The 25,160-nt window shown below is 60.7% G+C and carries 16 protein-coding genes and 1 tRNA gene; 13 read left to right on the forward strand and 4 right to left on the reverse strand.

What is annotated here, in order from left to right:
* Positions 1-125: 125 nt before the first annotated feature.
* Complete coding sequence (gene umuC, locus MAIT1_RS15730) at positions 126-1,397, forward strand: translesion error-prone DNA polymerase V subunit UmuC (RefSeq protein ID WP_085444501.1); 1,272 nt, start codon at positions 126-128, stop codon at positions 1,395-1,397.
* Here the strand turns inward: umuC and MAIT1_RS15735 are convergent.
* Positions 1,394-3,340, reverse strand: a complete 1,947-nt coding sequence (locus MAIT1_RS15735; RefSeq protein ID WP_158089543.1) for an ATP-binding protein — start codon at positions 3,338-3,340, stop codon at positions 1,394-1,396. The genes umuC and MAIT1_RS15735 overlap by 4 nt on opposite strands.
* A 203-nt stretch (positions 3,341-3,543) precedes the next feature.
* Here MAIT1_RS15735 and MAIT1_RS15740 point away from each other — a divergent pair, with 203 nt between their 5' ends.
* Together MAIT1_RS15740 and MAIT1_RS15745 are read left to right on the forward strand one after the other, a co-directional pair.
* On the forward strand, positions 3,544-4,257 hold the full coding sequence (locus MAIT1_RS15740; RefSeq protein WP_085444503.1) for a YdcF family protein: 714 nt from the start codon (positions 3,544-3,546) through the stop codon (positions 4,255-4,257).
* Between the two features lie 127 nt (positions 4,258-4,384).
* Positions 4,385-6,715, forward strand: a complete 2,331-nt coding sequence (locus MAIT1_RS15745; RefSeq protein WP_158089544.1) for a methyl-accepting chemotaxis protein — start codon at positions 4,385-4,387, stop codon at positions 6,713-6,715.
* 97 nt (positions 6,716-6,812) lie between these two features.
* Here the strand turns inward: MAIT1_RS15745 and MAIT1_RS15750 are convergent.
* Positions 6,813-6,888, reverse strand: a tRNA-Asn gene (locus MAIT1_RS15750).
* A 281-nt stretch (positions 6,889-7,169) separates the two neighbouring features.
* The gene (locus tag MAIT1_RS15755; protein ID WP_085444505.1) at positions 7,170-7,490 is read right to left on the reverse strand and encodes an STAS domain-containing protein; all 321 of its coding nucleotides are present in this window, start codon (positions 7,488-7,490) and stop codon (positions 7,170-7,172) included.
* Between the two features lie 156 nt (positions 7,491-7,646).
* Between MAIT1_RS15755 and MAIT1_RS15760 the strand changes: the two genes are divergently transcribed.
* Positions 7,647-8,825, forward strand: a complete 1,179-nt coding sequence (locus MAIT1_RS15760; protein WP_085444506.1) for an SO_0444 family Cu/Zn efflux transporter — start codon at positions 7,647-7,649, stop codon at positions 8,823-8,825.
* Positions 8,826-9,000: 175 nt separating this feature from the next.
* The gene (locus MAIT1_RS15765; RefSeq protein ID WP_085444507.1) at positions 9,001-11,340 is read left to right on the forward strand and encodes an EAL domain-containing protein; all 2,340 of its coding nucleotides are present in this window, start codon (positions 9,001-9,003) and stop codon (positions 11,338-11,340) included.
* A gap of 21 nt (positions 11,341-11,361) precedes the next feature.
* Here MAIT1_RS15765 and MAIT1_RS15770 read toward each other — a convergent pair whose 3' ends face one another.
* Positions 11,362-12,777, reverse strand: a complete 1,416-nt coding sequence (locus MAIT1_RS15770; RefSeq protein ID WP_085444508.1) for an HD-GYP domain-containing protein — start codon at positions 12,775-12,777, stop codon at positions 11,362-11,364.
* A gap of 283 nt (positions 12,778-13,060) precedes the next feature.
* On the opposite strand from MAIT1_RS15770, the gene MAIT1_RS15775 reads away from it, so the two are divergent.
* From MAIT1_RS15775 to MAIT1_RS15810, 8 genes are all read left to right on the forward strand, one after another.
* Positions 13,061-15,370, forward strand: coding sequence for a diguanylate cyclase (locus MAIT1_RS15775; protein WP_085444509.1), 2,310 nt, complete (start codon positions 13,061-13,063; stop codon positions 15,368-15,370).
* Positions 15,371-15,428: 58 nt separating this feature from the next.
* Entirely contained in the window at positions 15,429-17,357 is a 1,929-nt protein-coding gene (locus MAIT1_RS15780; protein WP_085444510.1) for a CHASE2 domain-containing protein, read from the forward strand.
* Positions 17,354-18,331 carry a DUF4384 domain-containing protein gene (locus MAIT1_RS15785; RefSeq protein ID WP_085444511.1) on the forward strand — a complete coding sequence of 326 codons (978 nt, stop codon included), beginning with the start codon at positions 17,354-17,356 and terminating at the stop codon, positions 18,329-18,331. The genes MAIT1_RS15780 and MAIT1_RS15785 overlap by 4 nt, the downstream gene beginning before the upstream one ends.
* A gap of 129 nt (positions 18,332-18,460) precedes the next feature.
* Complete coding sequence (locus MAIT1_RS15790) at positions 18,461-18,757, forward strand: hypothetical protein (protein WP_085444512.1); 297 nt, start codon at positions 18,461-18,463, stop codon at positions 18,755-18,757.
* Between the two features lie 62 nt (positions 18,758-18,819).
* Positions 18,820-19,284 (forward strand): alpha/beta hydrolase, encoded by a 465-nt coding sequence (locus MAIT1_RS15795; RefSeq protein WP_085444513.1) that lies wholly within the window; start codon positions 18,820-18,822, stop codon positions 19,282-19,284.
* A 94-nt stretch (positions 19,285-19,378) separates the two neighbouring features.
* Complete coding sequence (locus MAIT1_RS15800) at positions 19,379-19,669, forward strand: hypothetical protein (RefSeq protein ID WP_085444514.1); 291 nt, start codon at positions 19,379-19,381, stop codon at positions 19,667-19,669.
* 59 nt (positions 19,670-19,728) lie between these two features.
* A complete protein-coding gene (locus MAIT1_RS15805; protein ID WP_085444515.1) occupies positions 19,729-22,218 on the forward strand; it encodes a caspase family protein in 2,490 nt (829 codons plus the stop codon).
* Between the two features lie 938 nt (positions 22,219-23,156).
* A complete protein-coding gene (locus MAIT1_RS15810) occupies positions 23,157-24,917 on the forward strand; it encodes an autotransporter outer membrane beta-barrel domain-containing protein (protein WP_085444516.1) in 1,761 nt (586 codons plus the stop codon).
* Positions 24,918-25,160 lie beyond the last annotated feature (243 nt).

Raw genomic sequence — 25,160 nt, forward strand, 5'->3', positions numbered from 1 at the left:
GCCCCACGGTTTGGTCGTTGGGAGCTCGAGGGCATAGCCCTCGATATCTTTCATTATCCAAAAACCGAGCATGTCCGATTCTCGGTTTGACTTGCTATAGAGGGCGAGCAGCTCGGAGCGGCGTCATGTTTGCGTTGGTGGATTGCAACAACTTCTACGTGTCGTGCGAACGGGCGTTCAATCCGGCGCTGGAGGGGCGGCCTGTCATCGTCCTGTCCAACAACGACGGCTGTGCGGTGGCGCGCTCCAACGAAGCCAAAGCGCTGGGCATCGGTATGGGCGCGCCGCTGTTTCAGATTCGCGATATCGTCAAGCGACACGATGTGGCGGTGCTGTCGTCCAACTACGCGCTGTATGGCGATATGTCGGCGCGGGTGATGAGCATATTGAGCGAGGCGGCGCCTGCGGCGGAGGTCTACTCCATCGACGAGGCGTTTCTGGATCTGCGCGGCATGGATCGCGCGCGTCGGGAGGCGTTTGGCCAGGAACTGCGCGCCCGGGTGCGGCGCTGGACCGGCATTCCCGTCTCCATTGGCGTGGCGCCCACCAAGACGCTGGCCAAAATGGCCAACCACTACGCCAAGAAGACGCCCGCGCTGGAGGGGGTGTTGGATCTGGAGGATCTGCGTTGGCGCGAGCGGGCGTTGCACAAATTCCCGGTGGGCGAGGTGTGGGGCGTGGGGCGGCGTCTGAACAAGCGGTTGGAAGCTATGGGTATTCGCACTGCCGCGCAACTGCGCGATGCGCACCCCAAAATGATTCGGCAAAATTTCAATGTGACGCTGGAGCGCACCGTGCGTGAGTTGGGCGGTCAGTCGGTCATCGCTCTGGAGGAGGCGGCAGCGGCGCGCCAGAGCATCGCAGTGACCCGCACATTCGGTGAAAAGGTGACCGAATACGCCGCCGTGAGCGAAGCCGTCGCCACCTTTGCGGCGCGGGCGGCGGAGAAACTGCGGCGTCAGAATTTACTGGCCGGGGCGGTGTTGGCGTTTATCCAGACCAATCGCCATACGCCGCAGGACGCCCAGTACGCCCGCAGCATCACCGTGACTCTGCCCGAGGCGCGTGATGACAGCTATACGGTGCTGACGGCGGCGAGGGAAGGGCTGGACGCCATCTGGCGTGACGGTTTTCGCTATCAAAAGGCCGGGGTGATGTTGCTGGGACTGGTTGGCGCGCGGCAGTTCCAACGCAGTCTGTTCGCGTCGCCGCCAGTGGCGGGCAGCGCGCAATTGATGGGCGTGATCGACCATCTGAACCAGCGCATGGGGCGCGGCGCGGTGCGCTTTGGCGCCGAAGGGGTGGCGGCGCAGAGCGGGCAGTGGCGCATGCGTCAGGAGCGGCGTTCGCCCGCCTACACCACGCGCTGGAGCGAACTGCCCTGCGTGGCGGCTTAGCTCTCGGCTGCGCGTCTGCCTGGCAACTGCTCCAAAAACGCCAGCAGGTCGCGCTTTTTAATCGGCTTGGTCAGGTGTCCATTGCAGCCTGCATCGAGGCTGTGCTGTTCTGAATCGCTCAACGCATGGGCCGAGAGCGCATAGATGGGCGTGGGCGTGCGGCCCATCTCCTGCTCCCAACAGCGAATCTCGCGCGTGGCGCTATAGCCGTCCATGTTGGGCATCTGCACATCCATCAGCACGATGTCAAACGCGCCGGCGCGCAGCGCATTGACCGCCTCCAGCCCATCGCGCGCAAATGTGGCGCGATGCGGCGTATTGCTCAGATAGGCGTTCATCAAGGTGATGTTGTCATCGGTATCTTCAGCCACCAGGATGTTTAAGCCATTTTGTGCGTGTAACTCTTGGTTCGGATGCGCAGTTTGTCCAGGCGCCTCCAAGCGGCTGGCATCCACGACGGGAAACGGCGCTTCGAAGAAAAACTTGCTGCCTGCGCCCACAACGCTCTCCACCCAGATGCGTCCGTTCATGCGTTCGATGATGTTGCGACAGATGGAGAGTCCCAATCCTGCGCCGCCAAAGCGGCGTGTGATGGCGCTATCGGCTTGGGTGAAAGGCTGAAAGATCGCGTCGAGTTTATCCGCCGCAATGCCAATGCCGGTATCGCAGACGCAGAAACGCAGCACGCCCTCGTCAGCCCGCTCAACGCCAATGCGGATCTCACCCGCAGCGGTGAATTTCAGCGCGTTGCCGGTCAAATTGATCAACAACTGACGCAAGCGCGAGTCGTCGCCATGCACCCACTGCGGCGCGAGCGGATCAATATCAATAATTAATGCGATGCCACGCTCTTGAGCGGGCATTTCAAAAATTCCCCCCACGCTGCGCACCAGACACTCCAATTGAAAGGGGTGCGCAGAAAGCTCGATCTGTCCCGATTCGATGCGGCTCATGTCCAATACATCGTCAATCAAACTGAGTAGACCATCGCAAGCGTGATTGAGCGTCTCCAGGTAGCGTTTGCGATTCATGCCGTCATGGCTTTCCGCCAACAGTTCGCCCATGCCGGTAATAACGTGAATGGGGGTGCGAATTTCATGGCTCATGGCGGCAAGGAATTGATCTTTGGCGCGGTTGGCGGCCTCCGCCTCCTGGTGCGCGCTGCGCAGCGCCGTCATGCGCTTGCGGTCGCGTTGGCGCATGGCTTCTTCAACTGACAGGCCGCGTAAGCGTCTGCGATAGCCAAAAACCAGGCTGGCAAAGCCCAACGCCAGGAACGCCCCATGGGAGGCGATCAGGGTATGGTCGATGGAGCGTTCTTCAGCAAAAAATGGCGCCATGGGCACCGCCACGCCGATGCCGCCGCGTACATCGCCCACTTTATAACCCTGAAACGCGTGGCACTTCAGGCAGCCGGGCTTGGCGATCATGGGGCGAATCAGGCGCAGATGAGGCGCGCCATCAAAGTTGCTCAACTCCATGGCTTCCTGGGAACCCTGTTCAAAGGCTTGCAGCGCGCGCGTCTCCCAGGAATCGGGCGCATTGTTGGGGTTGAGAGGCTTCAGGCTGACGATGCGCCCCTGCGCTCCATAGAGGCCGGGAAATTGCTCCATCATCTGGCGCAGCATATAGGCGGGATTCATCAGTGTGAGTTGGGTTCCGTCAGGTTTGACGATATCCCGGTCCGGCACATGGGACAGGTAGGGGTTGGGCGGCGTCTGTTTGGTGGCGGGCACATAGACGCCGCCATGGCGCGTGGCCCAGCGGCGGAACGCCAGATCCTTATCAAAAGTGGCGCGCGCGGTGTTGATCGCCATGGTGATGACGTGGGTGCGGGTGGTGTGGAGATTCCAGGCCAATGAAACTGACAAGATCGCTGACCAGCCGAAAGCATAAAGAAGAAATTGTCGCTTGGAGGCGCGTTTGCGATGCTTAAGATCCACGGCTCCTCTCCCTGTTTGAAGAAGGACGTTGATCATCGCGAATGCAGCACGATGGGGTAAAATAAGCGTGAAGTTCTCTTCTGGTCCGCCGTACAGCGCAATTCTGCGCAACGAGCAGTGAAAATAAACCAATCTGAAACGATAAACTTTGTTACTTTACGATACGGGAATTGGAATGAAGGGTCCAGCAGGGAGTTGCTGCAATGAACAATTTCTTCAAAGGCGTGGTGGTTGGGGCGGCGTTGCCTGCGTTGTGCGCTGTGACGTTCGCTGCAGTGGTGTTGCGCTATCCTCACGGGCCCGCGCAGTGGTTGACCGTGGATGATGAGCCGGTTTCGGCGCAGTGGGTGGTGCTGATGGGCGGCGCTTTATGGCAGGGAGCGGGGCATCGGCTTGATGAGTTGCTGCAGCAAGGCTGGGCGGACAATGCCCTGGTGCTGGGCGATCCGCCGGAAACATTTTTCTCCGTTGTGCAATCCCTGTGCGCAGAGTGCCGCATCGCCCCCGAACAGGTGGTGTTTCTGCCCTCGCACAACACGCGCTCGGACGCTCAGGCGGTGCGTGCGTTTTTTCAAAACCGCCCACCGCGACGACTGCTGGTGGTAACCAATCCCTACCATGCGCGCCGTACGCGCTTGGCGTTGACGCAGGCGTTAGCGGCATGGGATGTGGACATACGCGTTACCCATGACAAAACGTATCGCAATCTACTGCCTCCGGAACAGGCGTGGTGGCGCCATTCAGCGACCGCAGCAATGGTGCTGATGGAGTACGTGAAGATAATTGGTTTGGCGTGGCCGTTTCATGACTCCCCATCCTTGGACGCGCCGGAACAGCGGCGGGCACGGGGATTGGGCGAGAAAGTGGCGCTGCATATGCATGGAGTCTATGTGAGCGCAAAAAACCCTGTCAGTTAGTCGGATTTTCTCCGCCTGGGTAATCGCTGCTAACGATTGCGTGGGAAATCATGGTAAAACTAAATGCCAGACTTGGTTTTGGCATGAATATTATCAAAAACTGATCAGCATAAAAATGAGGCGGCACATGCAGTGGTTGTCAGACCAATCCATCTCGGTGCGTATTATGGCCCTGGTGGGCGTTATTGGCACATTGTGCATGTTGGTCATGGGCGCGGCGCTGCTCAACCGCATGGAGAGCGATCTGGTTGAACAGAACTACGACGCGCTCTCGGAGATGGCGTTTAGCGCCAAAATTGGCTTGGAAAATCTGATGCTCAATGGCGCGCGCGCCAAAACCCATCGGTTTATCGATCAGCTCAAATCCCATAGCGGCTACCGTATTCTCAGGCGCGACGGCAGCGAAGCCTTCAGCGCCAGCCACGATAAAGTCTCGCTCAATCCCCAGGCTGAAGAGGCCATGCAACTGGCTTTCAGCACCGGTCTGCGCCAGGAGTACCGATCGGAAACCCCCGGAGAGCGCCACTGGGGCTTCTTGATCCCCATTCACAACGGCAACGAGTGCGAAGAGTGCCATGGCGTTCAGGATGAGTTGCGCGGCGTCTTCTATCTGACGCGCAGCTTGGATGATGTGGATGCGCGCGTGAGAAATGCGCGGATGATCGTGGCGGTGGTGACCACGCTGGCCATTGTGCTGTTTACCGTGCTGCTGTGGTCGGTGATGCGCCGCCATTTGAAGGCCCCGCTGAGCGATCTGAAGCGGGCGGTGGTTTCCATCAGTGAAGGGCATCTGACCACCCGTATGGATGAACTGACCACCCGTGACGAAGTGGCCATGATCATCCATGGCGTCAATGAGATGGCCGCGCGATTGATGCAGATGATCCGCCTGATCCATCTGCAGAGCGCCTCGCTGGATGCGGCGATCTCCGAGTTGCAGGAGGCCAAGAACGAACTGCTGCATGAGTCCGAGGAGAACAGCCAGTTGACCCAGCGGGTAGTGGACGCCAACCGGCTGGCGCGCGAGGGGATGACGCGGATTAATGACGCCACGCATTCGGCCAACCAGGAGGTGCGCGCCATCTTCGAGGAGACCGAGTCGCTCTCCGATGCGGTGCAGAGCGTGACCCAGAGCACCGAGGAGGTCAATGGCGTGGTGGCCACCACCAGTCAGGCCGCCGAGCAGATTCAGAATCTGGTGTCGGGCGTATCCCATGATGTGGAGCAGGTGGCCAACGCCACCCGCGAGCTGCGCGATCTGGTCAGTGGTCTACAGGCGGCGCAGGATGCGGTGAGCGAACTCTCCCGCGACGCCTCCGATCAATCCGACCGCGCGCGGGAGTTGACCGAGCAGACCAATGCCGTGATGCAGCGTCTGAGCGGCTCGGCGGCGGAGATCGGCAAGGTGGTGAAGATGATTCAGCACATCGCCGAGGAGACCAGCATGCTGGCGCTCAACGCCTCCATCGAAGCCGCTGGCGCGGGAGAGGCGGGCAAAGGATTTGCGGTGGTGGCCAATGAGGTGAAGGAGTTGGCTTCGCAAACCGCCGACGCCACCAAGATGATCACCAAGTATGTTGAGGAGATCCGCAGCGGCGCCCAGGACGCTTCCCAGGCGACCGAGCAGACCGGCGTGGTGATCGCCGGGCTCAATACAGTCAATAAAGAGATTAATGAAGGGATGACCGAGCAGAATGAACTGCAGGCGCAGGTGACCCGCTCCATGGACGCCTCGGTGGCGGGCAGCGGCTTGCTCAGCGAGCGTATGGAGCAGTTGGCGGGCGCCTCATCCCAGGTGGTGGAGGCGGCGGAACAGGCGAGCGCCTATACCGCGAATATCGCCAACAAGAGCACCGAAGCCTCCAAGAGCGCGGTGCGGGTGGCCAGCCGCAATCAGGAGCTCAAAGAGACCTTTGCCGCCACCATTGTCACAGCGCGTGAGGCCGCTGACGCCACGGGCGACGCGGATGCGAAAATTCGCGAGATCTACGACAACAATCTGCTGATGATCAGCTCCATTCGTCATATGGGGCTGCTGATTGAGACGACCGCAACTGCGGGTGACAAGCTCAACAGCGCCAGCGCCAACCTGGATGTGGGGGCGCTGCCGTTCAGCATTCGCGAACTCAAGGAGGCGCACCTGCGCTGGCTGCGTCGTCTGGAGCAGATGATTCATGGCGAAATTGAAGCCATGGATCTGAATCAGCTGAGTGATCACCAGAAGTGCGATCTGGGGCGCTGGTACTATGGTTCAGGCAGTGAAGCGTATGGCGACTCGCCGCTGTTCCAGAAACTCGGCGCTGTGCATCAACGGGTGCATGAGGTGGGCCGCGAGACCTGGGCGTTGGCCGATGCGGGCGATCATGACGGCGCGGTTCGCAGCATCGATCGTTTGCGCGGGGTGAAAGACGAACTGTTCGATCTGCTCGACGAGTTGTTCCTGGACGCGGGCAAGTAAACGTCGCGCATGCGCCGCCTTAACGCGTTGCAAGGCGCGTCTGGGCGCAGACAATAAAAAAAGGGTCAGCACATAAAGGCTGACCCTTTTTCTGTATTGGCTCCCCAGCGCGGACTCGAACCACGGACAGGGTGATTAACAGTCACCTGCTCTACCAACTGAGCTACTGGGGAACAGGAGATCCGCTACAGACCCGCGAATATACTGAGCCCTTTTCGGTGGGTCAAGGCTTTTGTGAAAAAAAACGCACGCTGTGTCACGCGGGTATGGCGATCAGGCCAAAACAGCGTAAAATAGCGTCCCGCAGGACGCCATGCGCTTACGTTCAGGGGCGGGCGCCGATCTTCGGCTGTCGGCGAGCCGGGCGTTGTGGGCACAGAGAAAAGTCCGGGGAATTTGCACGGTCCGCTGAGGACAGACAAGAGTGGCCAACGCAGGCCTGCAAACGCAGATGTCAGCGCGAAACGGTGATCTGGAAGAAGGTGTCCAAACGCGAGAGTTGCAGGATGTCCAAAAACGCCGGATTGGCGCAATTGATCTCCATCTTTGCGTTTGGGAAGCACTCTTTAATGATCAACAAAGATCCGATGCCGATGCTGTCCAGATAGCTCATGCGATTCAAATCAATCACCACCTGGTTGGGCTGGGTATAGTGCTGAGTTGCGACTTGATGCGGCCAAAGTCCGTAATGGAGAGCTTGTCCAGATAGATATGTAGAGCGCCTTGCTCTTCGGAAATCTCCATCCGATGTCCCATAGGAAGTGTGAAATTGCATATGCGTGTGCACAACTAACTATGCCATGCCGGTGCAAAACGCAAGAGTTTCCGGGCTATTGCCAGAACTCTTGAGGAAGAATGATAAAGTGTAAGCCGTTATGACACGGTTGGTCGAGGTTGTTGTGAAGCCGACAATGCGGCGGGAGTGACGTCGATGATGTGGATGCAGGAGTTGCTGGGGCGTCTGTGGGATTTGACTCAGGATGTGGCGCCATGGATGGTGGTGGGTCTGATGGCGGCAGGCGTGGTCAAGGCGCTGGCGCCGGAGAAACGCGTGGCGCGTTGGCTGGGGCGCGGTGTGGGCTCCATCGGTCGCGCGGCGGTGATCGGCGCGCCGTTGCCGTTGTGTTCCTGTAGCGTGATTCCCGTCGCCATGGGTTTGCATCGTCAAGGCGCTTCCAAGCCCGCTACGGTGGCTTTTCTGGTGGCGACGCCGGAAACCGGGGCGGATTCGGTGGCCATCTCCTGGGCGCTGTTGGGTCCGTTTCTGACGATTGTGCGCCCTGTTGTGGCCATTGTCAGCGCCATCTGCGCCGGTTTGGCCGTCCTGTGGAGCGAATCCGCCGTGCGCGTGGCGCCTCCCAAGCGCGATCAGTCAGTTGCGCCGCCGATTGCCTTTGTGCGTGTCGGCGGCGCCATCCCCATTGCCTCCAAGTCTCTGCCCATCTCTGTCGCGCCGACGGCGGCGGCGGCCTCCTCCTGCTCCGACTCAGCCTGTGGCTGCAACGCCAATAACGCGCCGGATCTCTCTGCGCCGCTGTTTCAGCGCCTCTGGCAAGGGGTTGTCTATGCTTTCGATGATATCTGGAATGACCTGGCGCCATGGTTGGTTGGCGGTTTGCTGATCAGCGCCATCATCTTGACCTGGACGCCGCCGGGCGCATGGGCGGGGCTGGGCGATTACGGCCCATTGGCGATGCTGCTGATGATCATCGCCAGCGTGCCGGTCTATGTTTGCGCCACCGCTTCCACCCCCATCGCAGCGGCGATGATCGTCAGCGGCGTCACTCCCGGCATGGCGCTGGCGTTTATGATTGCGGGACCGGCCACCAACCTGGCCACTCTGGGCGCGGTCAAACGGGAGCTGGGCTGGCGCATCATGGGGGCCTATCTGGGGGCGGTGATCGCTTGCGCCTGGGCGGCGGGAGTGCTGACCGACTGGCTGGCGCCGCATGCGGTGGCGCAACTGCCGTTGGTCGCATCCGCAGGGGGGGCAGCGCCGACGTTGTCGCCGCTCTGGCTGAATGCGGCAATGACGCTGCTGTTAGGCGGGTTGTGGGCGCGCCATGGGTGGCGCCGCTGGCGCGCGTCGCGAGCGGCTTTTGCAGGGTGAATCGTTGTAAAGCCAAGAAGTAGTGAATCGGCGTTGACATCATGATAGGGTGATTCGTTCAGAAAAAATGAGTTCCGCATGCGAAGGGGCGAGGCTGTGGCGTGGGGGCGCGACAGCGCAAACGTTCGCCGCTGAGCATGCTTGACTAGGCGCAACCTCTTGGGGGGAGGAAGCCATGAGGCTTCGGGGTTCTCGGGTGCTGTTCCCGCTGCTGGGCGGGTTCGCCATCTTTCTGCTGTCCCATGCCCTGGTGTGGCAACACAATAATTATGCGTCCGAAGAGCTGTTCGAGGCGATGCAGAGCAGTTTGACCACCGTGCAGAAGATGCGCTTGGTGTCAGAGATGATGGAAGTGGTGCGCGCCCGCACGCGCCTGACCAGCAGCATGCTGGTCGAGTATGATAGTTTCGAAAATGATGAAAAAATGCTCGAACTGGGGCAGTTGGCCAACCGCTTTGTCGCCCTGCGCGACCAGTTTACCCGCTATCCGCTAGATCCCGCCGAGCGTCGCATCCTCGACAAGCAACAGGAGATCATCGCGCCGATTATTGTCTCTTTGCGCCATGTGGTGGATGTGGCGCTGTGGGAGGAGGATGAGAGCAAACGCCAGGAGGCGATGCGGCTCATCTACGATAAGGTGTTGCCCGGGCAAGGGGCGGTGATCGACTCCTTCATGCAGCTCCAGGGGCTGCTGGAGCAGCGCATCACGGAAAGCACCATCCACACCATCGCCGCCCATAGAAAGCATTTGGTGCAGCAACTCCTGGTGTTGATCCTGGCGTTGTTGCTGGTGCTGTTTGTCAACTACATCGCCATTCAACGGGTGGTGCGCATTGAAAAACGCCTGCACTTCGAAAAAGAGCGCGCGCAAATCACCTTGATCTCCATCGCCGATGGCGTGCTCACTACGGATCGATACGGCGTCATCCGCGACGCCAATCAGGTGGCCGCCGCCCTGGTGGGGGCGCAGCCGATGGACCTGCTGGGCAAACCCTTTTGCGAAGCGTTTATCACCAAAGGGCTTGATGGCGACGGTCCGGCGTTGCGGGCGCATCTGGAGGAGATGCTCGCCTGCGCCAACTGCGCGCCCATCAGTTCGTTGGCGCTGCTGGGGCAGGGCGCCGAGCAGGTGATTCTTGACGCCACCATCTCGCCGGTGCGCAACGACGACAACGAAGTGCTGGGTTCGGTGATCACCCTTAAGGACATCACCGAACAGCACCGCTTGAGCGAGCGCATCCAGTATCAGGCGCACCACGATCAACTCACCGGGCTGTTCAATCGCCACGCCTTCAGCGAGCGCTGCCGCGCCGCCACCGAGCGCATGGCGCCCAATGAGGTGCACTGTCTGTGCATCATTGACCTGGACCGCTTCAAGGCGATCAACGACACCTGTGGCCACAAAGCGGGGGATGCGGCCCTCAAGCAGATCGCCGAGATGATTCAAGGCGCCATCCGTCGTCATGACATCGCTGCGCGCATCGGCGGCGATGAATTCACCATCCTGCTGGAGAACTGCCGCCAGGCCGAGGCGATGGGGGTGCTCGAGAAGCTGCTGGAGCAGATCAAGTCCTACCGCTTCATGTGGGGCGGGCAGAGCTTTACGCTGGGCTTTAGCATCGGCGTGTGCGAGGTCTATCCCGAGGTGCACTTTGAACGCAGCTTCCAGGCCGCCGACGAAGCCTGTTTCCAGGCCAAGGACGCCGGGCGCATGTGTATTCGCACCGGCTCCATTGAGCATGACCCGGCTGACTCTGCACAGGAGCAGGAGAGCGCCTCCTGGCTGGAGCGGCTGCACAGCGCGTTAAACGAAGGGCGTATCGAATTGGTGATGCAGCCAATGCTGTTAACGCGCGCCAGCGGCGATGTGGGCGCGCAGCTCTATGAGGTCTTTATGCGGCTGCGCGAAGGCGAGGCGCTCTTTCCGCCCATGGCGTTCCTGCCGGTGGCTGAGCGCCATGGATTGACCGCGCAGTTGGATCGCTATGTGCTCAATGAGGTGGTTCAGATTATTCGCCAGGAGCCCGAGGCGAAAGAGGCGTTCAGCATCAATTTGGCGTCCAAGACGCTGGAGGATGGCGAGGCGGTGGAGGAGATCCTGAGTTTCCTGCGTCGCAATCCTGAAGTGGCGGAGCGGCTCTGTTTTGAGGTGGATGAGACCACCCTGCTGAATGATCTGTCGCGGGTCTCAACCCTGTTGGGGGCGCTCAACGCCACCGGCGCCATGACCGCGTTGGACAACTTCAGCGGATCAGTGGGGAATTGCGCGCATTTTGAGGGGGTCAAATTGGATTTCCTCAAAATCGACGGCGCGCTGATTCAGCAAGCAGCGCGGCGGGACACTCCGCGCGCGGTGGTGGATTCGGTGCATCGCATCTCCCGTGTGCTGGGCATGCACACGGTGGCCAAGCATGTGGAGACCGCTGAGCAAGAGACGATGGCCAAAGAGGTGGGCATCGATTACTTGCAAGGCTATCACTATGGCCAGCCGGAGCCGTTTGATCTGTCGCTCTAAAACACAGGAGTCTGGCGAGCGTTAGGGCGTCTCGTCTTGGTTGATCAGCGCTTCAAGCTCCACTCGCGCCGCCAGCAGCGTGACGATCAGATGCGGGTCGAACTGCTTGCCGGATTCGCCGGTGAAGTAGTCGAACACCTTGGGCAGCGGCCAAGGCTCTTTATAGCAGCGTCGTGACAGCAGGGCGTCGAACACGTCGGCAATGGCGACAATGCGACCGTAGATGTGAATCTCCTCGCCGTGCAGTCCGCGCGGATACCCCTGTCCATCCCAGCGCTCATGGTGTTGATGGGCGATGATCCCCGCCGCGCGCATCAGCGGCTGTTTGCAGTTCTGGAAAATCTTTTTCCCCCACTCGGCATGCTGCTGCATGGCGCGCCGTTCTACATCGGTGAGCGGCCCCGCTTTTTTCAATACCGCATCGGCGATGCCCACCTTGCCGATGTCGTGCATGGGCGTGGCGTTGAGAATGAGTTGGCAGTCATGGGTGGAGAGCCCGCTCTTGCAGGCCAGCAGATGGGCGATTTGCGCCACGCGGGTCACATGCAGGGCGGTCTCCAGGCTGCGCGTCTCACCGACGTAGCCCATGGTGAGGATGATCTCTCTTTGCGTCGCTTCGATCTCCTTGTTCATGGCGATCAACTCGGCGTTTTGCTTCAGCACCAGTTCATTGAATTCATTAACCTTGGCGGCAAAGTAATCCAGCTCCATGGCCTCGAATTGCGACAGGTCGATGGGGATGTGTTTCTGATAGCTGGCGTGGGTGCGTCGGATGAGCCAATGCAGAGGGTCTTTGATGGTGCTGTCGATGACGCGGAACAGGAACCAGGTGATGACCAGAAGGGAGAGCGACAGCAGCCCCATGAGCATCCACAGATAGCCGATGGAGAGCTCCAGATAGTTGGCCAGATCCACCTGGAAATCCAATACGCCCAGCACCTGACCGGATTGGGCTTCATGGCAGCTCAGGCAGTCGATGCCGTCGGTGGAGCGTGCGCGGTAGGGGTAGTAGACGCGCATGGTGCGCTGCTGGCCGGGAATGGGCAGCAGGGAGAGCACGGCGCTGGGTTCCTCGAACACGGGGATGCCCACCTGCATAACGCGCTGAACAACCGGATCGGCCAGGGCGATGCGCTGATCGAGCAGGCCAAACTGTTCGTTGACCACGCGTGAACGGATGATGTTCAGATCGGTGACGCGATTGAATGCGCTGATGCGCTCAATCATCTGTTTGCGGTTGGATTTGTGGCTCTCCAGCATGTGCGAGGTGATGCCCACTTCCACCGACTGCGCCAATGTCACCGCTTTGTCTTTCATCGCCTCGATAATCAGGGAGCGGAAATTGAATGCGATCAGCATCAGCATCGCCAATACGAACAGGAACGCCAAGCCCGTGAGCTTTTTTAAAGTAATGGTTTTGATGCTGGGCTTTTGCATGAGAATAGGGCGGCTCCCACAGCGCTGTGAGTCGGATGTGAGTCTGTATTGTCACATGAGTTTCTTTGATTATCCCGCGCCTTGTCGAGGTTGACAACGAAAACCAGGAGCCCGAGCGGCGCAAGCCAACAGAGGTGATCGCCACGACTGTTGAGCTGATTGACGAGTGTGCGGGGGCGTGTCATTCTGAATAGATGATTTTTGCAGTGGATGGTTCAGAGGGACAGGGTTTGTTGAGGCCTTGGAGAGGTTTGAAGTGAAGCCTATTTTTGTTGCGATTTTCATGTTTTTTCTTGGGTTTGCAAATTCTGACGCAATCTTTGCGCAGACGTCTGAACCCGATCTGGAAACGGTGCAGTTGCGTCTGCAATGGAAGCACCAGTTCGAATTCGCTGGATTTTACGCCGCCAAGGAAAAAGGGTTCTACCGCGAGGCGGGTCTGGACGTCGATATCCTGGAATTCGATGGCGGCGTGGAGACGGTCGGCGAAGTGCTGGCCGCCGAGGGGCGTTACGCCGTGGGCTACTCCTCACTGGTGAATGACTACCTCTCGGGCAAGCCGGTTGTTCTGCTGGCCAATATTCTCAAGCGCTCGCCGGTGGCCATCGTGGCGCAGCCGCAGATCCGCTCGCCGCGGGATCTGGTGGGCAAACGGGTCATGGGGGTGGCCGAGACCATCTCCACCCTGGCGCTGTCGATGATGCTGGAGCGCTTCGGCGTGCCGTTCGACACCATTCAACTGGTGCCTCCCACCTATCGGGTGGATGAGTTTGTGCGCGGCGATGTGGACGCCATGGTGGTGTTCACCTCCAATGAAATATTTGACCTCGACCGCGCTGGAAAGCGTTATACGCTGCTCAATCCGTCTGTGTATGGCGCCGAGTATTACGACGTCAATCTGTTCACCAGCCGCAAAGAGTTGGATCATCACTTCAGCCGCGCGCAACGTTTCCGTCAGGCCAGTCTGCGCGGGTGGGAGTACGCGCTGCAAAATGAGTCCGAGATCATTGAACTGATCCTGAACAAATACAATTCGCAGCATAAAAGTCGCGAAAGTCTGCTGTTTGAAGCGGCGCAGATTCGCAGCGCCATGATGCCCAAGGTGCACCCCATCGGCTCCTTTACCGAGCAGCGCCTGCAGATGATCGCTGGGGATCTGGTGCAGTTGGGCCGGGTGCCCGCAGACACCCCGCTCAACTTTGAATCGTTCATCTTCCAGGAGCCGCGCCAGGAGCTCAAACTCACTGAGCGCGAGCGACGCTATCTGGCCGAGCGCAAGAGCATCACCTACTGCGCCGACCCCGACTGGATGCCGTTTGAAAAGATTGAAAACGGCGTGCACAAAGGGATGAGCGCCGAGTTTTTCAAACTCTTCGAACAGAAGCTCAATATTCCTTTAAAGCTCACCCCCACGCGCAGTTGGAGCGAGTCGCTCACCTTCGCCAAACAGCGTCATTGCGACCTGTTCTCTCTGGCCATGCCGACGCCGGAGCGACAGGTCTACATGAACTTCACCCCGCCCTATATCCGCTATCCGCTGGTGATCGCCACGCGCTCGGACACCATGTTTATTCTGGAGCTGGAGAGCGTGATGGACCGGCCTTTGGGCATCGTGCGCGGCTACGCCTTTGTAGAGCTGCTCAAGCGCAAGTATCCGGGCATCAATCTGGTGGAGGTGGAGACCCTGGCCGATGGCTTGGAGATGGTGGCCAATGGCGAGCTGTTCGGCTTTATCGATTCGCTGGGCGCGGCGGGCTATCAGATTCAACGGCGTCACATCGGCGAGTTGAAGATCGCCGGCAAGTTCGACGAGAACTGGGAGCTGGGCATCGGCGTGCGCAACGACGACCCGATTCTGTTGGGCATTCTCAGCAAAGTGGTGGCGACCATCACCCCCGATGAGCGCCGCGATATCGAGAGTCACTGGTTCTCCATCAGCTATCAGCAGGGGCTCGATTACCGCTTGTTCATGCAGATCATGGCGGTGGCGCTGGCGATTGGATTGATGCTGCTGTATCACCTGTTCACCCAGCGCAGCGCCATGCGCAAGCTGCGCGCCGCCCACGCCGAGGTGCGGGAAAAGAGCAAGGAGCTGGAGTCGCTCTCCATCACCGACAAGCTTACCGGCCTGAATAACCGTCTCAAATTGGACGAGGATCTGGGGCGCTACGCCGACCACTTCAGCCGCTATGGCAATATCTACAGCGTGATGCTGCTGGATATCGACTACTTCAAAAAGGTCAATGACGTATTTGGCCATATGGAGGGGGACCGCGTGCTCAAGGACGCCGCCTCGCTGCTGACCCATTGTCTGCGCAAGAGCGACATTATCGGGCGTTGGGGCGGCGAGGAGTTCCTGATTATCTGTCCAGGCACGGCGCTCAATGAGTGCATGAGCCTGGCCGAGAAGCTGCGGCAGCGCTTCCAGCAGCACGACTTCGGCCTGGGCGCGCCGCAGAGCATCAGCCTGGGGGTGGCCCAGTGTGAGCAGGGCGTGGGCTCGGATGATCTGCTCAGCGCGGCGGATGCGGCTCTGTATCGCGCCAAGCAGGGCGGGCGCAATCGCGCTTGCGCCGCCTCAGTGAGTCTTTGAGCCGACAGCGTGATCGTTAGCGCGCAGGCGCGAGTTTCGTTGCAGCAGGGGGAGGGGAATGAAGCTTGCTCGCAAGTGCCAGGAGAGTCGTCCCTGTTCGGTGCTGATCATGACTGCGGCGGTGTGGGTGCTGGCCGCGCCGCTGTTTCTGTTTGGCTGGAGCCAGAACCTTGAGCTGATTCTGTATGACCGATTGCTGAAGCTGCGCGCGGCGCAGGCGGGAGAGGCTGACGACCGCATTGTGTTGATTGGCGCGGTGGAGAAGGATATCAACCGCTTCAACTGGCCGCTGCCCGATGGCGTGCTGGCGCAGGCAATCGAACGCATCGAGGCGGCTGAGCCCGCGGTGGTGGGCATCGACCTCTATCGCGAGCAGCCGCGCCCGCCCGGCCATGAGGAGTTGGTGGCGGCGCTGACCAAGTATCCCAATATTTATGGCGTCAAGCGGGTGGCCGACGCCAAGGGGCAGCTGGTGGGCGGCGCGCCGATTCTGGAGAAAGCCCATCGCGTGGGCTTCGCCGACATGACCATCGACGACGATGGGGTGGCGCGCCGGGGTCTGCTGTTCATGAGCGATGGCAAGACGCACTCGGCGGCGTTGGCGCTGAAAATGGCCATGCACTATCTGCGCGCGCACAAAATTCGCCCCACCAAATCCGAGCAGAATTCGCACTGGATGAAGCTGGGCGAAACCACCATTGCGCCGCTGCAGAGCAACGACGGCGGCTACCTGGGAATGGATAGTCGCGGTTATCAGTACCTGGTGGACTATCAGGACACCCCCAAAGGCTTCTTCACTTTGAGCGCGGTGGTGGATGGCGAGGTCCCGCCCAGTCTGCTCAAAGACCGCATTGTGCTCATCGGCGCCGCCGCTGACAGCGTCAAAGACCAATTCATCACCCCGTTTCGCTTCGACGCCGACGAACCCTATCGGTACGGCTTCATGATTCACGCCCAGGCCATCAACCAACTGCTGCGCATGGCGCAGGAGGGGACGGGGATCGTCCGCCCGGTGCATCAATGGCGCGAGTGGGTGTGGATTGGCGTGTGGGCGCTGCTGGGGGCGTTGATTGGCGGCGTCAAGCGTTCGGTGGCGCAGGTGGCGCTGTTGGGGGGGCTGGCGGCGCTGATTCCGGTGAGTGTGAGCGCAGTGTTGATTCTGCCGGGCGCAGGCGGCTACTGGCTGCCGTCGGCCATGGCCACGCTGATGTTTCTGCTGGCGGGCGGCGGCGTGCTGGGGGTCAACAGCGCGTTGGAGCGACAGCAGCGCGCGGCGCTGTTTTCGCTGGTCAACCGTCTGGTCTCGCCGCAGGTGGCCGAAGAGGTGTGGAGTCAGCGCGACGCCATCCTGGAGGGGGGGCGTCTGCAGCCGCGCAAACAGGTGGCTACCGTGCTGTTCACCGATCTGGAGAGCTTCACCAGCACCTCCGAGGATATGGATCCCTCCACCTTGATGGATTGGCTCAATCAATACATGCAGGCCATGGCTCAGCAGGTGCTGGACCATGGCGGCGTAGTGGATAAATACATCGGCGATGCTATAATGGCGGTATTCGGAGCGCCGTTGGCCAGCGAGACCGAAGAGGCCATCAACAGCGATGCGCGCAATGCGGTGCAGTGCGCGTTGGCCATGCGTCGCGTACTTAGCGAGCAACTCCAGCCGCAGTGGCGCGAGTCGGGATTGCCGCCGCTCAACATGCGCGTGGGCATTCACACCGGCGAGTTGGTGACCGGCAGTCTTGGCCACAGCCAGCGCATGGATTACACCGTGATTGGCGATACGGTCAACGTGGCTTCACGGCTGGAGCATTTAAAAATTGATTTGGCGTTGGACGGACCGGAGCGGGTGTGCCGCATTCTCATCAGCGAAGAGACCAAGCGGCGGTTGGCGGAGGATGTGCGGGTGCAGACCCTTGATGAGATCCCTCTCAAAGGCAAGCGCCATCTGCTGACCGTTTATCGGGTTTTGGAAGGGAGCGAACGATGAACACTCACCACAAATTGGGGCGGACCGTGTTGCGTCTGGGCCTGGGCGCAGCGCTGGTTCTCAGTGTAGGCGCGGCGCGCGCCGATGACGAGGGCGTGAGCATCGAAGAGATGTTCGCCCCGGCGTTTGAATCCAACATGGGCGCCCCGGCCAGCCGTGTGGGCATGGCCACGCGCGGCATCGCGCCGGATGCCGATAAGCAGAAGCGTTCATTGATCTGGGAAGCCGATGGCTACGCCAAAGCGCAGCCGGGCGTGAGCGGCGGCGCGCTGAAACAGAAAGCGTTGCAAGCGGCGAAAACCGCAGCGTTTGAGAGCGCCAAGGCGTTCCTGGATGGCCAGGGCGGCGCAGCTTCGGCGCCCTACCGCTTCCCCCAACCGGGCGCTGCGGGAGTCAAAGTGCTGCAGGTGACCGACCACGGTATGGGCGCGGATGGGCGTTATCATGTCTGGATCAAGGGTGAATTGAGCTATCTGCTGGATCAGCAGCAGAGCGAAGCTTCCATGAAGAACGCCGCCGGTCCACTGAGCGTGCGGGTGTGGACGGAGCGCAAGCGCTATCGTCAAGGCGAGCAGGTGGTGGTGAATCTGCAGGGGAATCGCGATTTTCACGCCCGCGTGTTCACCATTCTGAGCAATGGCGCGGTGTTGCAGTTGGCGCCCAACGCCCAGCGCAAGTCGGATCTGTTCGATGGCGGTCTGGTGCACCAACTGCCGGATATGATGCTCAATGAGGAGTTTCGTCTGACGGTGGCGCCGCCGTTTGGCGAGGATCGCATCCTGGTGTTCGCCAGCGAAAAGCCGCTGGCGGATATCGCCACCAAACCGGCGGGGCAGGGGCTGAGTCTGTTCCCCGGCACTGGCGAGCAGTTGCGCACCCTCAGTCGTCGTCTGATGGGCGGCGCCGGCGCCACCGGCAATGGCGGCGCGGAGCTGGTGGAAGCGGAGTGGCGCTTCGCCACGACGGCGCGCTAATCGGCGGGCGACAAGGTGATGCGGGCGCGCACTATCATGCGGTTGCGCCCAAATTTTCGATGGCCTCTGGCGGCGGCCGCGCTGCTTGTTCTCGTTACGGGGTGCGCGCGGACGCCTGAGGTTCCGCGCATGGCGCTGGGGTTGGAGCAGGCGCGGGAGCAGGGGTTTGCGCCGCTGTGGATTGACGTTGCGCCGTATCGACTGCGCGCGGCGCTGCGGATGTCGGCCCCTGGCGATGTCAACGCCGATCCCGCCAGCGCCATTGCCGATCTGTGGATCTATCTTGAGGGCGATGGCGCGCCCTGGCCTGCGCGCACGCGGCCGCCGGACGACCCCACCCCCAACACTCCCTGGCCCTGGCGTTGGCCGCCCGCGACCCGGCTGCGCGTGTGGCGTGGCTGGGGCGTCCGTGCCAATTTGACCTGAGCGCGGTCTGCACGACGCAGGATTGGAGCGTAGGGCGTTTTTCCGCGCCCTTGGTGGCGGCCATGAGCCGCGCGGTGGATCAGCTCAAGCAGCGCGCCGGCGCGCAGAGCATCGCTTTGGCGGGCCATTCGGGTGGGGCGACCATGGCGCTGTTATTGGCCCAGCGACGTGAGGATGTGCGCGCGGTGGTGAGCATCGCCGGGGTATTGGATCATGGCGCGTGGACCGATCATCACGGGGTGACCCCGCTCAAGCAGTCGCTGCGCATTGACGATCAAGCGCACAAACTGGCGCAACTGCCGCAGGCGCACTTTGCCGGGGCGCGGGACCGGGTGGCGCCGTCAACGCTAATGCGCCGCTTTATCCGTGAGTATGGCCCGTTTGCCTGCGTCATGGATCGCGTCGCCGAACAGGCGGATCATCAAAATGGCTGGCTCGCCTACTGGCCGGAGTTGCTGGCGTGGGGGCGCGAGCGCTTGGCCCGTTGCGCTGCGCCCTGGCGCGCGTCGGGACTCCAGCTGAGATAAATCGCAACTCTGGGCGACGTTTTCCGCACAAAAGGGTGTGAGGTGGTGTGCGCTTGCGCGCGCAGCGCCAGATTTCCAGCCAAGGAGAGCGAACATGAAAAGGACGCAACGCAGCGTGCAAGGGATCTCTGTCATGGTCGTGGCGTTGGGCGCGGCGTCACTGCTGGCGTTGGGGAGCGCCGCGCCTGCTGCGGCGCAAGCCCGTGAGGCGATGGCGCCGACCAATCTGGGGCAGCAGACGCGTACAGTGACGCGCGCGGTCAACAGCCAGGCGCAACATGCGGTGCGACAAGCCCCCTCACCGCCGCCATCCGAGTCTGCAACGCAAACAGCGCACAGGCCGCAAGACGCGTTGAATGCGGCGACAGGGCGGCCGCGCCAATAGATGAGTCGCGTGCGCAGGGCGAACAGCAGCCGTGAGGGTTTTCATCAGGAGAGCGGATTATGACACAGGCACACAGCGCACTTCACTCCCGGCGCGCCATGCGTTGGGCTCTGGCGACGGCGTTGACGGTGGGCGCTTGGAGCGGCGTGTTCGCGCCTTCTGATGCGCTGGCGTTCGGCCCGCCCTCCATGATGCGGCAGCACACCCGCAATCTCACCCGCGCCATCTCCTTTCAAGCGCGCGAAGCGATCAAACCCAAACTCTATATCAAGAGCGGCGCCCTCAAGCAGGTGCGCCATCTGGATCTGAGCGCCGATGGCCGCAATCTGGTCATGACTCTCAGCGATGACTCCCTGCGCATATGGGATCTCTCGCAAGGGCGCGAGGTGGTGCGCTATGCGGTGGATGGCGCGCCGCCGCAAGCGGCGCGGGTGTCGCAGGATGGACGCGACGTGCTGCTGCGCAACGCCGATGGCGAAGCGTCCCTGCTGCGGTTGTGGCCGGAGCAGGCGAATATGGCGGCGGTGACCGCCGCGCCCCAAGCGCATGCGCTGGCGCAGCGTTGGCGGGTGACCGCCATGGGCTTCGGGCGCGGCGGCGCGGCGCTGATTTTGGCTGATCAGAGCGGCGGCGTATCCGTGTGGAGCCGCGATGGGCTCAAGCGCGTGACGCAGGATGCGGGGGAGGGCGCGGCGGCGGTCGCGTTGGCGGTGGCGCCCGATGGTCAACGCTTCGCGGTGGCGCGGGATGATGGCTCAGTGGAGATCTGGAGTCTGGATGGCGGGCTGAATATCCAGTCGGTGGCGCAGTGGACGTTGAGCGAGGCGCCGAAGTTCCTGGCCCTGGACGAGACCCAGGCGGTGGCGCTGACCGAGTCCGGCCATATGGCGTTGATGCGCCCGGGCGGTGAGGCGAAGTGGCGCTACCAGGTGATTCCCAGCGCGCCTGCGGCCATGAGCGCCCTTGGTGGAGAAGCGTTGGCGGTGCTGGATTCGGAGCGCGTATTGTACCGGGTCAGCCTGGATGGCGGCGCGCAGAAAATTGACAAAACCCCCATCGAGCGCGCCACGGGAGTGGCCATGAGCCCCAATGGCGGACGCATTCTGCTGGCCGGGGGCAAAGGCCATGTGGCGGCGCTGGACGCCCTCACCGGCGAGCGTCTGGTGAGCATCCACTCCACCAAAACCGGCTGGGCGGCGCTGGATGGTCAGGGCCGTTTTGATGGCGTAGAGGCGGCGTTGCAGGATGTCTCGTGGGACGCCGACGGCACGGTGCTGGAGCTGGACCGCTTCTCCAAGGGCTACTTTGAACCGGGTCTGGCGGCCAAGTGGCTGTGGACCGGAACCGCGCGCAAATCCACCCTGATCACGCAACCGGAGAAGGCCCCCGAGGCGGGCATCTATCTGCCGCCAGTGGTCAAACTGGAGGTTGACGCCGAGGACGAGATCGCGGCGGGCGCGCCCATAGAGCTGCGCATTGTGGCGCAGATTCAGGGCGGCGAGCCGGGTGAGGCGCAGACGCCGCGCCTGTTCCACAATGGCAAACGGGTGGCTGACTCCCTGCTGCAAGCCGAAGGCGAGGAGGTGCATGAGGGGCTGCGCACCTGGCGTTGGCGCGCCGCCATTGCCGCCGCGCCGGGACGCAATGCGCTGCGCGCCGTGGTGGCCGGATGGCAGGATCTGTTGGGGCAGTCCGACGAGCGCATCATCGACGCCAGCAGCGGCGGCGCGCCGGCGAATTTCTATATCGCCGGGGTGGGCATCAATGAGTATCAGGGGCCGGAGTTGGCGCTGAACTTCTCCGTGGCCGATGCACAGGCATTTACCGAGGCCTATCTGAAACATACCAAGGGCGGCGGCCAGGTGCAGAGCGTGCGCACGCTGTTTTTGGATCAGCAGGCGGATCGCAGCCACATCACCGAGCAGTTGGCGAAGTTTCGTCTGACCACCAAACCGACGGATACGGTCATGGTGTTCCTCTCCGGCCACGGCAAAGTGGTCGGCGGCGAGTGGTACTTTCTGCCTTATGAAGCCACCAGTTTGCGCAACGATTATGAGATCACCAAGGTGGGGGTCTCCGCGTCGACGTTGGGCGCGCATCTGGTGGCGATTCCCGCGCAGCAGGTGGTGTTGATTATCGACGCCTGCCAGTCCGGCGCGGTGGTGGACCATTTCAATCACGCCGCGCAGCAGCGCCGCATGCTGCGGGGGCTTTCGCAAGATACGGGGGTGCACGTGCTGGCGGCCACCCGCGCCGACCAGTTGGCGCCGGAGTTCGGCGATCTGGGGCATGGATTGTTCACCTACACCCTGTTGTTTGGTCTCAAACAGGACAAAAAGGGCGGGCAGCACGCCGACCGCTGGCCCCGCGATGGACGCATCATGGTCAGCGAGTTGAAGAACTTCACCGGCTACTATGTGCCGCGTCTGGCCAAGGCGTTGGAGCGGAAGTATCGCAATGAAGGGCGCGCGCGGGGCGTGGATTTGGCCACATCGGCGCCGGTGACGCCGACGGGAGCGTCCTATGGTAAAGATTTTCCGCTGTTTTAAGTTTGCGGCCTCGATCTCTTATGCAGGCGATTTGCCGGGGCGTTGATCCCATAAGTCGCTGCTTTGGCGCGGCTGCCTTTGGCGATGCAAAGTTCTTCGAGCTGACGCCTTAAAGACGCGGAAATGATAAACGCCGTCAAAGCGGAGGGATTCTCCTGTTTTGACGGCGTTTTTATTGGTTTCTTTACTTGAATAATATAGTCGCTAGCATTCAAAAGTGCACATATGGGCGCTGAAAGATATCGAGGGCTGCGCCCTCGAGCTCCCAAGATCAACAACCACACCGTGATTCGGGCCATCCATGGCCCTCACCCTTTGGGCTCGCTGCGCGAGTCCGATTCGGCAATCCTGCCGAATCGTGGGCGCTGCCCACACCCGCTTAAGGGTCTCAGACCCTTAAGAATCCCGCCAAATTTCCATTGGAAATTTGTCCCATAGTCAGCGCAAGACCAACCAGTGTCACGCAAACATTGAGCGCTTTGGATGTGTGTCATTCTGGATTCAAGCGGCTATATATTCAAAATCAGCGTATTGACTGGTGTTGTTCGTTGGCGTGCAGAGGATTTTGCTGATCGGGGAGAGGGTTTGTCCAGTATTGGATTGCGAGTGATTCCGATTTCAGTGGAATTCTTCGGAAACATGCGCTCAGAAAGCGTATTAAGGATTGACCCGGTTTGATCGATAACGCTACTGTGCACCCTGATCGCCCGCCGGTTTTGCAAGTTTTCCGCTTGTAGAACGATGTCGGTCTGGAAGCCTCTGGGGTTACAAAAAAAGGTTCATGGTCGAGGCAAGGCGGTCAATGCTGAGGTTTGCTGCGCCACAGGAGCGCGTGATTGCTGCTTAAGGGGGAGTGGCGACACGCGGCGTCTGGGTCTGCCGAAGGCTTTCCCAAACACTTTGAAAACTCTGTATAAGTGAAGATTTGGAGAGATAAAATGCGTATGAATAAACTGAAATACAAATCCCTCCTGGGCGCCGCCGCTGTGTTCGCAGGCTTGGGCGCAAGCGCAGCATACGCCAGCAGCGTTCTTTTGATTTCTCAGACCAGCACAGATAACTCCTACTTCTATAACACCACCAGCAGCTTGTCTTCTTACCTCTCCGGCAAGGGCTATACGGTCAATCATGTGACCAGCTACCCTGAGAGCTATTCGAGCACCTATAATCTGGTGATCGATACCCGGGTGACAGACTCCACCAACACCTTGTCTTCCACCGACGTGGCTTATCTGGCCGCCGGCGGCAAGTATCTGGGGCTGGGTGAGAACTCCTCCTACAACGGTGGGCGCAACCAGATTCTGGTGGACGCCATCAGTCAGCTTGGCGGCGGCACGATCACCCTGAATAGCAGCTACGGCACCTCCACCAGCGCCGAGACGATCAACTCCAGCTACACCAGCGGGATCTCATCGTCAACCATCACCTATCCGGCTTCCCAGGTGATGAGCAGCGTGGGCAATGGTTCCTTCATCACCGAACTAAGCGGTGAAGGGGGCTCCGCGGCGATCTGGAAAGCTGGCACCCTCTCCAACGCCACTGCAGGGGAAGTGATTCTGGTGATGGACGGTAACTTCATGTCCTACGCCTTCGACACCAATGAGACTGGCTACAACACCACTGCCGACTATCTGCAGTATCTGCAGAACCTCATCGACACTCTGCTTAATGGCTCCACCAGCAGCACCTCTGAAGTGGAGACGGTGATCGCCTCCACCTCCGAGGATCGCGCGCGCGTGGTGGTGCGCACCGTGACCCGCGCCGTGGCCAGCCGACTGGCCACCCTGGTCAGTTCCGGCGGCATCTTCCGCCCGGCCAAGAAGGCGACCGGCGCGCAAGCGGCGCTGAACTCCATTCAGCACCTGGCCAGCGCCAACCTGGATGTGGGGCGTCTGGAAACGGGTCTGGCCGGCGGCGGTTTGACCGAGAATCTGAAGAATTTGGCCCTGTGGGGCGAAGTGGATGGCAGCATCATCGACAGCGAACTCTCCAGCAACAAGTACTCTGGCAACACCGTGACCCTGATGGTGGGCGGCGACGCCTCCGTCAGCGACGATCTGGTGGTGGGTTTTGTGCTCAACTACGAGCGCAGCGATCTGGACCTGGCCACCCTGGTGGGGACCAGCGAAGTGGACGGCCTGGGCCTGACCCTCTACGCCGCCAAACTGCTCAAGCCCAATTTGATGGCCGACTTCCAGTTGGGCGGCGCGTTCAACTGGAACGACATCTCCACCGCTTCCACCGGGACCACCATCACCGGCAGCTATGACTCCAAGCGTCTGATGGTGGCGGGCAATCTGACCTACTTCACCAGCGTGGACACCGCCACTGAAGACAAGGGCATCGATGTGACCTTGAGCACCGGCCTGACCTACTCGATTGAGAACTTTGACGACTACGAAGACAGCACCGGCGCGCAGACCAATCCGGAGCAGGCGATCCTGACTCAGGCCCATGTGACCGGCGAGATCGCCTATCCCATGGAGAAAATGACGCCGTACCTCTCGGTGCGTCTGGAAAACGATCTGGATACCGGCTCCAACAATAGCAACAAAGACACCATGGGCGGTCTGGGCACTGTTGGCGTGCGCTTCAACGCCAATGACAACCTCTCCGGCAGCGGCGCGCTCTCCACTCAGGTGGGGCGTCAGAACGAAGAGATGCACTCGCTGCAGTTCAATATGCGCTATCAGTTCTAACTCTTTTTGCAAGACAAAGTGAGACGCAAAGGCCCGCTTGAAAAAGCGGGCCTTTTTTTTGCGTTTTTTAGTACTCGGCAGAGGTTTTGCTAAGGATAGGCGTTCAGTGAAAAATTGTGTGTTGAAGCAAAAATATGCAATCTGGGCGGCAATAGGGTGGCGATTATGGCATAATCGCCAACTAGCTGGTGTCTAAAGGTTGGAATACTCTCTGAATGCCTAAAAAAGAGGCGTTCTTCAGCT

This window comes from Magnetofaba australis IT-1, from assembly GCF_002109495.1.
Taxonomy (GTDB): domain Bacteria; phylum Pseudomonadota; class Magnetococcia; order Magnetococcales; family Magnetococcaceae; genus Magnetofaba; species Magnetofaba australis.